The organism is Methylobacillus arboreus, assembly GCF_020532725.1.
GTDB classification, from domain to species: domain Bacteria; phylum Pseudomonadota; class Gammaproteobacteria; order Burkholderiales; family Methylophilaceae; genus Methylobacillus; species Methylobacillus arboreus.
In genome coordinates, this window is sequence record NZ_JAJAVC010000008.1 from 1 (window position 1) to 15,388 (window position 15,388).

Annotated in this window: 13 protein-coding genes and 1 tRNA gene; all 14 read left to right on the forward strand. The window is 52.9% G+C overall.

Features of this window, described 5'->3' with window-relative positions:
* On the forward strand, positions 1-123 hold a 123-nt coding region (locus LG198_RS10990), incomplete at its 5' end, for an EF-Tu C-terminal domain-related protein (RefSeq protein ID WP_456085633.1).
* 64 nt (positions 124-187) lie between these two features.
* Positions 188-263 (forward strand) — tRNA-Trp (locus LG198_RS10995).
* An 18-nt stretch (positions 264-281) separates the two neighbouring features.
* Positions 282-629 carry a preprotein translocase subunit SecE gene (secE, locus tag LG198_RS11000; protein WP_230343236.1) on the forward strand — a complete coding sequence of 116 codons (348 nt, stop codon included), beginning with the start codon at positions 282-284 and terminating at the stop codon, positions 627-629.
* Positions 629-1,168: a transcription termination/antitermination protein NusG gene (nusG, locus tag LG198_RS11005; RefSeq protein ID WP_230343237.1), complete on the forward strand. Its 540-nt coding sequence runs from the start codon at positions 629-631 to the stop codon at positions 1,166-1,168. Before secE ends, nusG begins: the two co-directional genes overlap by 1 nt.
* A gap of 146 nt (positions 1,169-1,314) precedes the next feature.
* The gene (gene rplK, locus LG198_RS11010; RefSeq protein WP_226757342.1) at positions 1,315-1,746 is read left to right on the forward strand and encodes a 50S ribosomal protein L11; all 432 of its coding nucleotides are present in this window, start codon (positions 1,315-1,317) and stop codon (positions 1,744-1,746) included.
* A complete protein-coding gene (gene rplA, locus LG198_RS11015) occupies positions 1,747-2,439 on the forward strand; it encodes a 50S ribosomal protein L1 (RefSeq protein WP_230343238.1) in 693 nt (230 codons plus the stop codon).
* A gap of 236 nt (positions 2,440-2,675) precedes the next feature.
* Entirely contained in the window at positions 2,676-3,200 is a 525-nt protein-coding gene (rplJ, locus tag LG198_RS11020) for a 50S ribosomal protein L10 (protein ID WP_230343239.1), read from the forward strand.
* 31 nt (positions 3,201-3,231) lie between these two features.
* Complete coding sequence (gene rplL, locus LG198_RS11025) at positions 3,232-3,615, forward strand: 50S ribosomal protein L7/L12 (protein ID WP_226757345.1); 384 nt, start codon at positions 3,232-3,234, stop codon at positions 3,613-3,615.
* 122 nt (positions 3,616-3,737) lie between these two features.
* Entirely contained in the window at positions 3,738-7,910 is a 4,173-nt protein-coding gene (gene rpoB / locus LG198_RS11030; RefSeq protein ID WP_230343240.1) for a DNA-directed RNA polymerase subunit beta, read from the forward strand.
* 12 nt (positions 7,911-7,922) lie between these two features.
* Positions 7,923-12,152 carry a DNA-directed RNA polymerase subunit beta' gene (rpoC, locus tag LG198_RS11035; RefSeq protein ID WP_230343241.1) on the forward strand — a complete coding sequence of 1,410 codons (4,230 nt, stop codon included), beginning with the start codon at positions 7,923-7,925 and terminating at the stop codon, positions 12,150-12,152.
* A 95-nt stretch (positions 12,153-12,247) separates the two neighbouring features.
* Complete coding sequence (rpsL, locus tag LG198_RS11040) at positions 12,248-12,625, forward strand: 30S ribosomal protein S12 (protein WP_011478642.1); 378 nt, start codon at positions 12,248-12,250, stop codon at positions 12,623-12,625.
* 36 nt (positions 12,626-12,661) lie between these two features.
* Positions 12,662-13,132: a 30S ribosomal protein S7 gene (gene rpsG, locus LG198_RS11045; protein ID WP_025873094.1), complete on the forward strand. Its 471-nt coding sequence runs from the start codon at positions 12,662-12,664 to the stop codon at positions 13,130-13,132.
* 37 nt (positions 13,133-13,169) lie between these two features.
* On the forward strand, positions 13,170-15,260 hold the full coding sequence (gene fusA, locus LG198_RS11050) for an elongation factor G (RefSeq protein WP_230343242.1): 2,091 nt from the start codon (positions 13,170-13,172) through the stop codon (positions 15,258-15,260).
* Positions 15,261-15,284: 24 nt separating this feature from the next.
* A partial coding sequence (locus LG198_RS11055; protein ID WP_032127001.1) for a GTP-binding protein occupies positions 15,285-15,388 on the forward strand: 104 nt, incomplete at its 3' end.

The window sequence follows — 15,388 nt, forward strand, 5'->3', positions numbered from 1 at the left end:
GACAACGTCTCCATCACCGTTGCCCTGATTGCCCCGATCGCCATGGAAGAAGGCCTGCGCTTCGCGATTCGCGAAGGTGGCCGTACCGTGGGTGCCGGCGTCGTCGCTAAGATTATTGAGTAATTACTCGCAAATGCCAAAGGCTGTACTAGGTGTGCAGCCTTTGTGTGTTATTAAAAAAGCTTTTAGGCCAGTAGCTCAATTGGCAGAGTATCGGTCTCCAAAACCGAGGGTTGGGGGTTCGAGGCCCTCCTGGCCTGCCATTATATTAAGTGCAAAATATGACCGAAAAAATTAAGCTGGTAATCGCCCTGCTGCTTGTTGCCGCTGGTGTTGCCGGCTTTTATTTGCTGGCTGATCAGGCGCTGGTAGTGCGTATTCTGGCCTTCTTGGCAGGGATTGTTTTTGCGCTGCTGGTGTTGAAGACAACCGTAACCGGGCAAGACGCTTTTTCGTTTGCGCGTGAGGCTGTGGTTGAAACTCGTAAGGTTGTCTGGCCTAGCCGCAAGGAAACCATACAAACGACTGCTGCAGTGTTTGGGTTGGTGATTGTGATGGCTATTTTCCTCTGGATAGTTGATGTTGGCTTCATGTGGGCTGTGAAGCAGTTGATGGGGAGAGGCGCTTAATGAGTAATATGCGGTGGTATGCAGTACAGGCTTTTTCCGGGTTTGAAAAATCCGTCAAGAAGGGTTTGGAGGAGCGCATCTCGCGTTCTGATATCGGCGACTTGTTTGGTGATATTTTGGTGCCGGTTGAAGAAGTGGTTGAGATGAAGAATGGCGTCAAGAGCATCACTGAGCGCAAGTTATATCCCGGTTATGTCTTAGTGCAAATGCAGATGAGTGATGAAAGCTGGCATTTGGTGAAAAGCACGCCGCGTGTCACTGCTTTTATTGGTGGTACTGCTCAAAAGCCTACGCCGATCAAGGACAAAGAAGTTGAAATCATCCTGCAGCGCATGGATGAAAGCAAGAGTAACCCAACGCAGAAGCTCACTTTCGAAAAAGGCGAGTCTGTACGTGTTATCGATGGTCCGTTTAAGGACTTCTCTGGCAGTGTTGAAGATATCAACTATGAAAAGAGCAAGCTGCGTGTTTCCGTGGTGATTTTTGGTCGTGCGACCCCGGTAGAGCTTGACTTTAGTCAGGTTGAAAAAGAGGTTTAAAGTATTCGGGCTGTGCCCTGCCGTTTGGCAGGGTACGGCTTTGCGCATTCCGGCATAAGCGGGTGCGATAAGCGCAGTGCAAAGCACTGCATATCTAAACTGGGGAGCTTGATATCAAGCGCTAGCACCCATATTAGGAGTTCAAGATGGCAAAGAAAGTTATCGGCTATATCAAGCTGCAGATTCCTGCAGGTAAAGCCAATCCAAGTCCTCCGGTTGGCCCGGCACTGGGTCAGCGCGGTCTGAATATTATGGAATTCTGTAAAGCTTTCAATGCAGCTACGCAGAGTTTGGAGCCAGGCCTGCCAATTCCAGTCGTGATTACGGCTTTTGCAGACAAGAGCTTCACCTTCATCATGAAGACGCCTCCGGCGACTATCCTGATCAAGAAGGCAGCAAAGATTGACAAGGGCTCTCCCCGTCCACATACAGACAAGGTTGGCAAGATCACTCGTGCACAAGCTGAGGAAATCGCCAAGACCAAGGCACCTGATTTGACAGCTGCTGATCTGGATGCTGCCGTGCGTACCATTGCTGGTAGCGCACGTAGCATGGGTATTGAAGTGGAGGGTGTATAAATGGCTAAGGTTTCTAAGCGTATTGATGCCTTGCGTGCCAAGGTTGACCGTAACAAGGTATATCCAGTTGCTGAGGCTTTGACCCTGGTCAAGGAAACTGCGACTGCCAAGTTTGATGAGTCTGTTGATGCAGTGATCAACCTGGGTATTGATGCACGTAAGTCTGACCAGTTGGTGCGTGGCGCTTTGGTATTGCCGCACGGTACTGGCAAGACGAAGCGTATTGCCGTGTTTGCTCAAGGTGCTGCTGCCGAGGCTGCCAAGGCTGCCGGTGCGGATATTGTCGGTTTTGAAGATCTGGCCGAGCAAGTCAAGGGTGGTTTTCTTGACTTTGACGTTGCGATTGCAACGCCAGACGCGATGCGTATTGTCGGTACTCTGGGCCAGGTGCTTGGCCCCCGTGGCCTGATGCCTAACCCCAAGGTTGGCACCGTGACGCCTGACGTGACTACTGCGGTGAAGAATGCCAAGGCTGGTCAAGTGCAGTACCGTACCGACAAGGGTGGCATCGTGCATTGCACTATCGGCCGTGCTTCTTTCAATGTTGATGCATTGAAGGAAAACCTGGCTGCATTGGTTGACGCGCTGAACAAGGCAAAGCCTGCTTCATCCAAGGGCGTGTACCTGAAGAAGGTATCCGTATCCAGCACGATGGGTGCTGGTGTGCGTGTTGATCAGGCTAACCTGGCTTAAATTGATTGGTGCCGATGATTCATCGGCACAAAAAAGAACTTTGGGCCCGCAGTTTCGATTGCGGGGTTATCAAAGACCGTAGGAGCCCGGAAGGGTTTAATTGAGGCCGAACTCTAGCCGAATCCAACGCAGATGGCGCAGCCCGGAACAGGATATTTGATATTCCTGATGAAAGGTCGCCGTGGGAAGGTGTTTACAGATTTCTGTAAATGCTTAATTAACGGAAGGAGAAGACCTTGAGTCTTAATCTTGAGCAGAAAAAGGCAGTAGTTGCTGAGGTTAGCGAGCAAGTCGCGCAGGCCCAGTCAATTGTTCTTGCTGAGTATCGCGGCATCGAAGTGGGCGACTTGACCAAGTTGCGCGCTGAAGCCAGAAAATCGGGTGTTTACCTGCGTGTTCTGAAGAATACGCTGGTGCGTCGCGCTGTTGACGGCACCCAGTTCTCTGCGCTGGCGAGCGACATGGTTGGCCCATTGGTATTCGGTATTTCTACCGATCCAGTAGCTGCGGCAAAAGTATTGAACAGTTTTGCCAAGTCCAACGACAAGTTCGTCATCAAGGCTGGCGCATTGCCAGGCAAGGTGCTTGATGCCAAGGGCGTTCAAGCGCTTGCTACCTTGCCAAGCCGCGAAGAGTTGCTGGCCAAGTTGCTCGGCACTATGCAGGCTCCAGTTGCAACATTTGTACGTACGCTTAACGAAGTACCTACAAAGTTTGCACGTGGTCTTGCTGCAGTGCGCGATCAAAAGCAAGCAGCCTAATCAATATCATATTTATCAGGAGTATTAACAAATGGCATTATCTAAAGCAGAAATTCTTGACGCTATCGCTTCCCTGACAGTTCTGGAACTGTCCGAACTGATCAAGGACCTGGAAGAAAAGTTTGGCGTATCCGCAGCTGCAGCTGCTGTTGCAGTAGCTGCTCCCGCAGCTGGTGGCGACGCTGGTGCAGCCGCTGCTGAGAAGACAGAGTTCGACGTAGTTCTGACTTCCGCTGGCGATAACAAGGTAAACGTTATTAAGGCTGTTCGTGAACTGACTTCCCTCGGTCTGAAGGAAGCCAAGGATCTGGTTGACGCTGCTCCTAAGGCCGTTAAGGAAGGCGTTTCCAAGGCTGATGCTGAAGCTGCTGCTAAGAAGCTGGAAGAAGCTGGCGCTAAGGTTGAAGTTAAGTAATACCGTTGTAAAACATGGTGTATGGGCTGACAGGAAACTGTCAGCCTTCACCATTTTAAGAAGTTAGAAGACAGCAGTTCTTTTGGTCTGCTGTCTTCTGCCCTCTATCCTCAGGAGATGCTATGAGCTATTCCTTTACCGAAAAGAAACGTCTGCGTAAAAGTTTTGCCAAACGTGAAAGTGTGCAGGAAGTTCCTTACCTGCTCGCCATGCAATTGGAATCCTACGCGGCCTTTTTACAAGCCGATATTCATGCCGACAAGCGTAAAGATGCTGGTCTGCAGGCAGCGTTCAGTTCGGTCTTTCCTATCGTCAGCCATTCCGGCAATGCACGACTGGATTTTGTCAGCTACAACCTTGGCCAAGAGCCGTTCGACGTCAAGGAATGTCAGCAGCGCGGCTTGACTTACGCAGCACCCCTGCGTGTCAAGGTGCGCCTGACCATCATGGACAAAGAGGCTTCCAAGCCTACTGTCAAGGAAGTGAAAGAGCAGGAAGTCTACATGGGCGAACTGCCCTTGATGACTGAAAACGGCTCTTTCGTGATCAACGGTACTGAGCGTGTCATTGTTTCCCAGTTGCACCGTAGTCCTGGTGTATTCTTTGAGCATGACAGGGGCAAGACACACAGCTCGGGCAAGCTGTTGTTCTCTGCGCGTATCATTCCTTACCGTGGTTCCTGGTTGGACTTTGAGTTTGACCCCAAGGACTACCTGTATTTCCGAGTTGACCGCCGCCGCAAGATGCCGGTCACTATCCTGCTCAAGGCGCTGGGTTATTCGCCAGAGCAGATACTCGAGACATTCTACGATGTCGATACCTTCCACATCGCCAAGAAGGGTATCCAGTTCGAATTGGTGCCAGAGCGCCTGCGTGGTGAAATTGCAAAATTCGATATCCTGGACAAGGATGGCAATGCCATCGTAGCCAAGGATAAGCGCATCACCGTCAAGCATATCCGCGAAATGGAAAAAGCCGGGATCAGCAAGATTACGGTGCCAGAAGAATTCCTGCTCGGACGTTCGCTGTCCGCTACCGTGGTCGATAAGTCCACTGGCGAAGTGGTGGCCAATGCCAATGACGAAATTACTGAATCTGTGCTCGAGAAGTTGCGTGAAGCCGAAGTGACTAAAATCACGACTTTGTACGCAAATGATCTCGATCATGGCGACTATATTTCTCAAACATTGCGTGTTGATGAAATCCAGGATGAGTACAGTGCACGCGTAGCGATCTATCGCATGATGCGCCCTGGCGAGCCGCCAACCGAAGATGCGGTACAGGCATTGTTCGAAGGCCTGTTCTTCAATGAAGATCGTTATGATCTTTCGGCCGTAGGCCGCATGAAGTTCAACCGCCGTGCCTTCCCTGAAAAAATTGAAGAGCGTACAGCCGCATGGTTGCGCCGTTTCTATGAGAAGGTTGGCCCGCAAGGCGCTGAAGGCGCCGGCATCCTGGCTAATGACGATATCCTGGCTGTGATCGCGGTATTGATTGAGTTGCGCAATGGTCGCGGCGAAATCGACGATATCGATCACTTGGGTAACCGCCGTATCCGTTCCGTAGGCGAACTGGCCGAAAACCAGTTCCGTGCCGGCCTGGTGCGTGTTGAGCGTGCGGTCAAGGAGCGTTTGAGCCAAGCGGAATCCGATAACCTGATGCCGCATGACCTGATCAACGCCAAGCCTGTTTCCAGTGCGATTCGTGAGTTCTTTGGTTCTTCACAATTGTCACAGTTCATGGACCAGACCAACCCATTGTCTGAAATCACGCACAAGCGTCGTGTTTCAGCCCTTGGCCCTGGCGGCCTGACGCGCGAACGTGCCGGTTTCGAGGTGCGTGACGTTCATTCCACACACTATGGCCGTGTCTGTCCGATTGAAACGCCTGAAGGCCCAAACATCGGTCTGATTAACTCATTGGCGCTGTATTCCCGCACCAATCAGTACGGCTTCCTGGAAACTCCTTATCGCCGTGTTGAAGACAATAAGGTGAGTGCGACTATCGACTTCCTTTCCGCGATTGAGGAAAGCCAGTACATGATCGCCCAGGCGAACTCCGAGCTGGATAGCAAGGGGCAGTTCAAGGAAGAACTGATTTCTGCGCGTTACCACAACGAATTCACCATGGCGCAACCTGATCGCGTCCAGTACATGGACGTGGCGCCAGGCCAGATCGTGTCCGTTGCGGCATCCTTGATTCCGTTCCTCGAGCACGACGATGCGAACCGTGCCCTGATGGGTGCCAACATGCAACGTCAAGCCGTGCCATGTCTGCGTGCTGAAAAAGCCGTGGTCGGTACCGGCATCGAGCGTACGGTAGCGGTTGACTCGGGTACTGTCGTTACTGCCCGCCGTGGCGGTATTGTGGACTATGTGGATTCCAGCCGTATTGTGGTGCGTGTGCATGATGAGGAAGCGGCAGCCGGTGAAGTCGGTGTGGATATCTACAACCTGATCAAGTACACCCGTTCCAACCAGAACACCAATATCAACCAGCGTCCGCTGGTGAATATCGGCGATGTATTGGCGCGTGGCGATGTAATTGCCGACGGTGCATCCACTGACATGGGTGAACTTGCGCTGGGTCAAAACATGCTCGTGGCATTTATGCCATGGAACGGTTACAACTTTGAGGACTCTATCCTTATATCGGAGCGTGTGGTAGCGGATGACCGTTACACCTCCATCCATATTGAAGAGTTATCGGTTGTTGCCCGTGATACCAAGCTGGGTGCGGAAGAAATCACCCGGGATATCTCCAACCTGTCCGAGCGTATGCTGGGCCGTCTGGATGACTCAGGCATTATCTATATCGGTGCTGAAGTTGAAGCGGGCGATGTGCTGGTCGGCAAGGTAACGCCTAAGGGTGAAACCCAGCTGACGCCAGAAGAAAAGCTGCTGCGCGCCATTTTTGGTGAAAAGGCTTCCGACGTTAAGGATACTTCCCTGCGCGTGCCTTCCGGTATGTCCGGTACCGTGATTGATGTGCAAGTGTTCACACGCGAAGGTATTGAGCGTGATGCACGTGCACAGCAGATCATTGACGACCAGCTGGGTAACTACAAGCAGGACTTGGCTGACCAGATGCGTATCGTCGAAGACGATGCATTCGGTCGTATCCGTCGCCTGATCGAAGGCAAGATCGCTACTGGTGGCCCGCAAAAGCTGAAGAAGGGCGAGGCTGTTTCAGCTGAGTATCTTGAAGGTTTGGCGCGTTACGATTGGTTCGACATTCGCCTGAGCGATGAAGATGCTGCGCGTCAGCTTGAACAGTTGCGCGACAGCCTGTCCCAGGCACGTATCGAGTTTGACAACAAGTTCGAAGAGAAGAAGCGCAAGCTGACCCAAGGCGATGAATTGCCGCCTGGCGTACAGAAGATGGTCAAGGTCTACCTGGCTGTCAAGCGTCGTATCCAGCCTGGCGACAAGATGGCCGGCCGTCACGGTAACAAGGGTGTGGTCTCCAAGATTGTGCCGATTGAAGATATGCCGCACATGGCAGACGGTACGCCGATGGACATCGTATTGAACCCGCTGGGCGTGCCTTCACGGATGAACATCGGTCAGATTCTGGAAGTGCACTTGGGCTGGGCTGCCAAGGGGCTTGGTATCCGTATCAACGCCATGTTGCAGCAGCAAGCCAAGGCGGCTGAAGTGCGCAAGTTCCTGGAACAGATCTACAACGAGAGCAGCGGCAAGAGCGAAGATATCAAGTCGTTGACGGATGTCGAGGTGTTTGATCTGGCCAAGAACCTGCAAAATGGTGTGCCGTTTGCAACGCCGGTATTTGACGGTGCGGCAGAAACAGATATCCGCGCGATGCTGGATCTGGCCTTCCCTGATAATGACCCACGTACCCAGCAACTGCAGTTTGCTGCTGGCAAGACCCAGGTGAAGTTGTTTGACGGTCGTTCTGGCGAGCCTTTTGAGCGTCCGGTCACTGTTGGCTATATGCATGTGCTGAAGCTGCATCACTTGGTCGATGACAAGATGCATGCTCGTTCTACCGGACCTTACTCGCTGGTTACCCAGCAGCCATTGGGCGGTAAAGCCCAGTTTGGCGGTCAGCGTTTTGGTGAAATGGAAGTCTGGGCGCTGGAAGCCTACGGTGCATCCTACACCTTGCAGGAAATGCTCACGGTCAAATCCGATGACGTATCCGGCCGTACCAAGGTTTACGAGAACATCGTCAAGGGCGAGCACAAGATAGACGCCGGCATGCCGGAATCCTTCAACGTGTTGGTGAAGGAAATCCGCTCGCTCGCAATCGATATTGATCTTGACCGCAACTAAGGAGAAACGCGCGTGAAAGCTCTATTAGATTTATTCAAGCAGGTCACTCAGGAAGAAGAGTTTGATGCCATCAAGATTGCCTTGGCATCTCCTGAGAAGATTCGCTCCTGGTCTTACGGTGAGGTCAAGAAGCCTGAGACCATCAACTATCGTACGTTCAAGCCTGAGCGCGATGGCCTGTTCTGCGCCAAGATTTTTGGCCCGATCAAGGACTATGAGTGCTTGTGCGGCAAGTACAAGCGCTTAAAGCATCGCGGTGTCATTTGCGAAAAGTGCGGCGTTGAAGTGACCTTGTCCAAGGTGCGTCGCGAGCGTATGGCGCACATTGAACTGGCCAGCCCGGTTGCCCATATCTGGTTCCTGAAGTCCCTGCCTAGCCGTTTGGGCATGGTGCTGGATATTGCCTTGCGTGATATCGAGCGCGTGCTTTACTTCGAGGCATACATTGTTATTGATCCAGGCATGACGCCGCTGACCCGTGGTCAGTTGCTGACGGAAGATGACTACCTGGCCAAGGTAGAAGAGTATGGTGACGAGTTCAACGCCGTGATGGGCGCTGAGGCTGTACGCGAATTACTGCGTACGATGGATGTGCATACCGAAATCGAAAAATTGCGTCGTGAGCTGGGTGAAACCGGTTCTGAAGCCAAGATTAAGAAAATCGCCAAGCGCCTGAAGGTGCTGGAAGCATTCCAGAAATCCGGCATCAAGCCTGAGTGGATGATCCTGGAAGTGCTGCCGGTGCTGCCTCCGGAACTGCGTCCATTGGTGCCGTTGGATGGTGGCCGTTTCGCTACTTCCGACCTGAATGACCTGTATCGCCGTGTGATCAACCGTAACAACCGTCTCAAGCGCTTGCTGGAACTGAAGGCGCCTGAAATCATCGTGCGCAACGAAAAGCGCATGTTGCAGGAAGCGGTTGACTCGCTGCTGGACAATGGCCGCCGCGGCAAGGTAATGACTGGTGCCAACAAACGTCCGCTCAAGTCCCTGGCTGACATGATCAAGGGTAAGGGCGGCCGTTTCCGTCAGAACCTGCTGGGTAAGCGCGTCGACTACTCCGGCCGTTCCGTGATTGTGGTTGGTCCTCAGCTCAAGCTGCACCAGTGCGGCCTGCCGAAGAAGATGGCGCTGGAACTGTTCAAGCCATTCATTTTCCACAAGCTGGAAGTGCTCGGCCTGGCAACGACCATCAAGGCTGCCAAGAAGAAGGTGGAAGAGGAAGGACCAGAAGTCTGGGATATCCTCGAAGACGTGATCCGCGAGCATCCGGTATTGCTGAACCGTGCGCCTACATTGCACCGCCTCGGTATCCAGGCTTTTGAGCCGACCCTGATTGAAGGCAAGGCCATTCAATTGCATCCGCTGGTTTGTGCTGCGTTCAACGCCGACTTTGACGGCGACCAAATGGCGGTTCACGTGCCATTGAGCCTGGAAGCGCAGATGGAAGCCCGCACACTGATGCTGGCGTCCAACAACGTGCTGTCCCCAGCCAACGGCGAGCCGATTATTGTACCTTCCCAGGATATCGTTCTGGGTCTGTACTACATGACGCGCGAGAAAAAGGCTGCCCGTGGCGAGGATATGCGTTTCGCCAATATTGCAGAAGTGCAGCGTGCCTATGACAGCGGCCTCGTCGATTTGCATGCCCGCATCACAGTGCGGTTGCGTGAATACGATGTAGAGCTTGATGGCCAGAAGCGCGAGAAGATTACGCGCTATGAAACCACGGTTGGTCGTGCGTTGCTGTCAGAAATCCTGCCTGCAGGCCTGCCATTCAGCGTGATTGACAAGGCATTGAAGAAAAAGGAAATCTCCAGGCTGATCAATGCGAGCTTCCGCCGTGTTGGCATCCGCGAGACAGTGATCTTCGCCGACAAGCTCATGTACACAGGCTATACCTACGCAACCCGCGCCGGTATTTCCATTAGCATCAACGATATGTTGGTCCCGCCAGAGAAGGAGCAGTTGATTGCTTCTGCCGAAGCCGAAGTCAAGGAAATCGAAGACCAATATGTCTCTGGTCTGGTGACTCAGGGCGAGCGCTACAACAAGGTAGTCGATATCTGGGGCCGCGCCGGTGATAAGGTTGCCGACGCCATGATGAAGCAGTTGCGCGAAGAAACTGTTTACGACGCCAACGGCGAAGTGGCCAAGGATGCAGACGGCAAGACGATCAAGCAAGAGTCCTTCAACGCGATTTACATGATGGCTGACTCCGGTGCCCGTGGTTCCGCAGCGCAGGTGCGGCAGTTGGCTGGTATGCGTGGCCTGATGGCCAAGCCGGATGGTTCGATTATTGAAACGCCGATTACCGCGAACTTCCGTGATGGTTTGAACGTGTTGCAATACTTTATTTCAACCCACGGCGCGCGTAAGGGTCTTGCCGATACCGCGCTGAAGACTGCGAACTCCGGTTACCTGACTCGCCGTCTGGTCGACGTGACACAGGATCTGGTAGTGACCGAGCGTGATTGCGGTACGACCGAAGGCTTGTATACCAAGGCCCTGGTTAAGGGTGGCGAAGTGGTCGAGCCGTTGCATGATCGTATCCTTGGCCGTGTTGCGGCGCTGGATGTGCTGAATCCTGAAAGCCAGGAAGTGGTTTATCCTGCTGGTACCCTGCTGACTGAGGACGAAGTAGAGCAGATCGATGCGCTGGGTATCGATGAAGTCAAAGTGCGTACTGCGCTGACCTGCGATACACGTTACGGTATTTGCGCCAAGTGCTATGGTCGCGACTTGGGTCGTGGCAAGCTCATCAACATGGGTGAGGCGGTGGGTGTGATCGCTGCGCAGTCCATCGGTGAGCCTGGTACACAGCTGACCATGCGTACTTTCCACATCGGTGGTGCGGTGTCGCGTGCGGCTTCCGTGAGCCAGGTAGAGAGCAAGTCTAATGGTATTGTGCACTTCACTTCTACCATGCGTTATGTGACCAATGCGCGCAATGAGCAGGTGGTGATTTCGCGTAACGGTGAAGCGATCATCCAGGATGAAAACGGCCGTGAGCGCGAGCGTCACAAAGTGCCTTATGGTGCAACCTTGCAGATTACCGATGGTAAGCAAGTCAAGGCTGGTCAGGCGCTGGCAACCTGGGATCCGCATACTCGTCCGATCATTACCGAGTACGCTGGTCGCGTGAAGTTCGAGAACGTGGAAGAAGGTGTCACAGTTGCCAAGCAGGTGGATGAAGTCACCGGTTTGTCCTCCCTGGTGGTTATCGATCCGAAACAGCGTGCTGGCCAGTCCAAGGGACTGCGTCCACAAGTGAAATTGCTTGATGCCAATGGTACTGAAGTCAAGGTGGCTGGCGGTGAGGCTTCTGTCAGCGTGACCTTCCAGCTGGGTTGCATCATTACCGTGAAGGACGGTCAGGAAGTGGGTGTGGGTGAAGTGCTTGCACGTATCCCGCAGGAATCTTCCAAGACTCGTGATATTACCGGGGGTCTGCCGCGCGTGGCTGAGCTGTTTGAAGCGCGCTCGCCCAAGGATGCCGGCTTGCTGGCTGAAGTCACCGGCACGATTTCCTTCGGTAAGGATACCAAGGGCAAGCAGCGTCTGGTCATTACCGACCTTGACGGTGTGTCCAATGAGTTCCTGATTCCTAAGGACAAGCACGTGACGGCGCATGACGGCCAGGTGGTGACCAAGGGTGAGAGCATCGTAGACGGTCCGGCAGATCCTCAGGATATCCTGAGGTTGCAAGGTCGCGAGGCATTGGCGCGTTACATCATTGATGAAGTACAGGACGTTTACCGTCTGCAAGGTGTGAAGATCAACGACAAGCATATTGAAGTCATCGTACGTCAGATGCTGCGCCGTGTTCGTATCACCGATGCCGGCGATACCAATTTCATCTTGGGTGAACAGGTTGAGCGTGCCGATGTGCTGACTGAGAATGAGCGTGTATTGGCAGAAGACAAGCGTCCGTCCAGCTTTGAATATGTATTGCTGGGTATTACCAAGGCTTCGCTGTCTACTGACTCCTTCATCTCTGCGGCATCGTTCCAGGAAACAACTCGCGTGTTGACTGAAGCCGCTATCCTTGGCAAGCGTGATGAACTGCGCGGCCTCAAGGAGAACGTCATCGTGGGTCGTCTGATCCCTGCAGGTACTGGTCTTGCTTATCACGAGACTCGTAAACGCAATGCCGCAGGTGTGGATTCGGCGCCTGCAATTATCGAAGAAGCCGGAGATGTGCAAGTTGAGGAAACCTCAGGTAATCCTGAGGTCGCTTGACAACACATTGAACGCTAAATAAAATGCTAAGTTTTCCGGGATGGCCTTTTGCCATCCCGTAATTTTTAGCGGTTAAAATATAAAGGCTAAAGGTTATGCCAACCATCAATCAATTAGTGCGCAAGCCGCGCCAAAAAGTAGTTGCCAAGAGCAAGGTGCCAGCGCTTGAGAGCTGCCCACAAAAACGTGGTGTATGTACTCGTGTTTACACCACAACTCCTAAAAAACCTAACTCCGCTTTGCGTAAGGTCGCCAAGGTGCGCCTGACCAATGGCTATGAAGTGATTAGCTATATCGGCGGTGAAGGCCACAACCTGCAGGAGCACTCAGTCGTGCTGTTGCGCGGTGGTCGTGTAAAGGATTTGCCGGGTGTGCGTTACCACATGGTGCGCGGTAGCCTGGATACTGCTGGTGTTAAAGACCGTAAGCAGGCCCGCTCCAAGTACGGTGCTAAGCGCCCTAAGGCTGCTTGATCTCAAGCGGCTAAAAGTTAAGGAATCGAGAAAGCCATGCCAAGACGTAGAGAAGTTCCCAAGCGTAACATCCTGCCTGACCCTAAGTTCGGTAGCCAGGAAGTTTCAAAATTCGTTAATGTGCTGATGACCGGCGGCAAGAAGTCGGTTGCAGAGCGTATTCTGTACGGCGCATTTGACCAAATCACAACTAAGAGCGGCAAGGATGCGCTGGAAGTATTCACGCTGGCAATTGGCAATCTGCGCCCTGTCGTGGAAGTGAAGAGCCGCCGTGTTGGTGGCGCTAACTACCAGGTGCCTGTTGAAGTGCGCCCTGCACGCCGCAATGCTTTGGCAATGCGCTGGTTGCGTGATGCTGCCCGCAAGCGTGGTGAAAAATCCATGGGCCTGCGTCTGGCTGCCGAACTGGTTGAAGCCTCCGAAGGTCGTGGTTCTGCCATGAAGAAACGTGAAGAAGTGCACCGTATGGCAGAAGCCAACAAGGCATTCTCGCATTTCCGTTTCTAAGCCATTTAACTAAATAAGCAAGTAAAAGGTAATCGCTGTGGCTCGTAAAACCCCTATTAATCGCTACCGTAACATTGGTATCAGCGCGCATATTGACGCTGGTAAGACAACGACAACCGAGCGTATTCTTTTTTATACCGGTGTGAACCACAAGATCGGTGAAGTGCATGACGGCGCAGCCACCATGGACTGGATGGAGCAGGAGCAAGAGCGCGGCATTACCATTACTTCCGCAGCTACCACTGCCTTCTGGAAGGGCATGGCGGGCAACTATCCTGAGCACCGTATCAATATTATTGATACCCCGGGGCACGTTGACTTCACGATTGAAGTCGAGCGCTCCATGCGTGTGCTTGATGGTGCTTGCATGGTGTACTGTGCGGTAGGTGGTGTTCAGCCCCAATCCGAAACTGTTTGGCGCCAAGCAAACAAGTACAAGGTGCCACGTCTGGCGTTCATCAACAAGATGGACCGTACCGGTGCGAACTTCTTCAAGGTTTACGATCAGCTGAAGACCCGCCTGAAGGCCAATCCTGTGCCTGTTGTCGTGCCTATCGGCGCTGAAGATACATTCAAGGGCGTAGTCGATCTCTTGAAGATGAAGGCTATTGTCTGGGATGAAGCCAGCCAGGGTACCAAGTTTGAATACCAGGAGATTCCTGCTGATCTGGTCGAGACTTGCAACAAATGGCGCGAGAACATGATCGAAGCGGCTGCTGAAGCCAGTGAAGATCTGATGAATAAGTACCTCGAAAGCGGCGAGTTGAGCGAAGAGGAAATCGTCAAGGGTCTGCGTGATCGCACCATCGCTAACGAAATCCAGCCTATGCTGTGCGGTACTGCGTTCAAGAACAAGGGTGTCCAGCGTATGCTGGATGCAGTGATCGACTTTCTGCCGTCGCCTGTGGATATTCCGCCTGTAACCGGTGAGCTGGAAAATGGTACCCAGGCAGAGCGTAAGGCGGATGATGCCGAGAAGTTCTCTGCGCTTGCATTCAAGATCATGACTGACCCGTTTGTTGGTCAGTTGATATTCTTCCGCGTTTACTCCGGTGTGGTGAATTCCGGCGATACCGTTTATAACTCGGTCAAGGGCAAGAAGGAGCGTCTTGGCCGTATCTTGCAGATGCATGCCAACCAGCGCGAGGAAATCAAGGAAGTGCGCGCAGGCGACATCGCTGCTGCCGTAGGCCTGAAAGAAGCGACAACTGGCGATACCCTGTGTGATCCTGATAATGTGATCATTCTGGAGCGCATGATATTCCCTGAGCCTGTGATCCACGTGGCTGTTGAGCCTAAGACCAAGGCAGACCAGGAAAAGATGGGTATCGCGCTGAACCGCCTGGCGCAGGAAGATCCATCTTTCCGCGTGCGCACTGATGAAGAAACCAACCAGACCATTATTTCCGGTATGGGTGAATTGCACCTGGAAATCCTGGTTGACCGCATGCGTCGTGAATTCAACGTCGAGGCCAATGTTGGTGCTCCTCAAGTGGCGTATCGTGAAGCGATCAAGAAGGCTGTTGAGGTTGAAGGCAAGTTTGTTAAGCAGTCTGGTGGTAAGGGTCAGTACGGTCACGTATGGATCAAGATGGAGCCTAACGAAGCCGGCAAGGGTTATGAGTTTGTGGATGCCATCAAGGGCGGTACCGTGCCTCGCGAATTCATCCCTGCGGTTGACAAGGGTCTGAAGGAAACTATTCCTGCCGGTATCTTGGCTGGTTTCCCGGTTGTTGATGTCAAGGTAACCTTGTTTGACGGTTCCTACCATGATGTCGACTCCAATGAAAACGCCTTCAAGATGGCCGCTTCCATCGCGTTCAAGGATGGTATGCGCAAGGCGGATCCAATTCTGCTCGAGCCTATGATGGCAGTTGAAGTTGAGACACCTGAAGAATACATGGGTGATGTGATGGGCGACTTGTCCTCGCGTCGCGGCATGATCCAGGGTATGGAAGATAACGCTGGTGGCAAGGTGATTCGTGCTGAAGTTCCTTTGGCTGAAATGTTCGGCTACTCCACTGTGGTGCGCTCACTGTCGCAAGGCCGTGCAAGCTACAGCATGGAATTCAAGCACTATTCTGAGGCGCCAAGAAACGTGGCAGAAGCCATCATTAACAAAAAATAAGCACTATTATTAAAGGAAACGGAAATGGCAAAAGGTAAATTTGAGCGGACGAAGCCGCACGTAAACGTAGGTACGATAGGACACGTTGACCACGGCAAGACGACATTGACAGCAGCGATCACCACCGT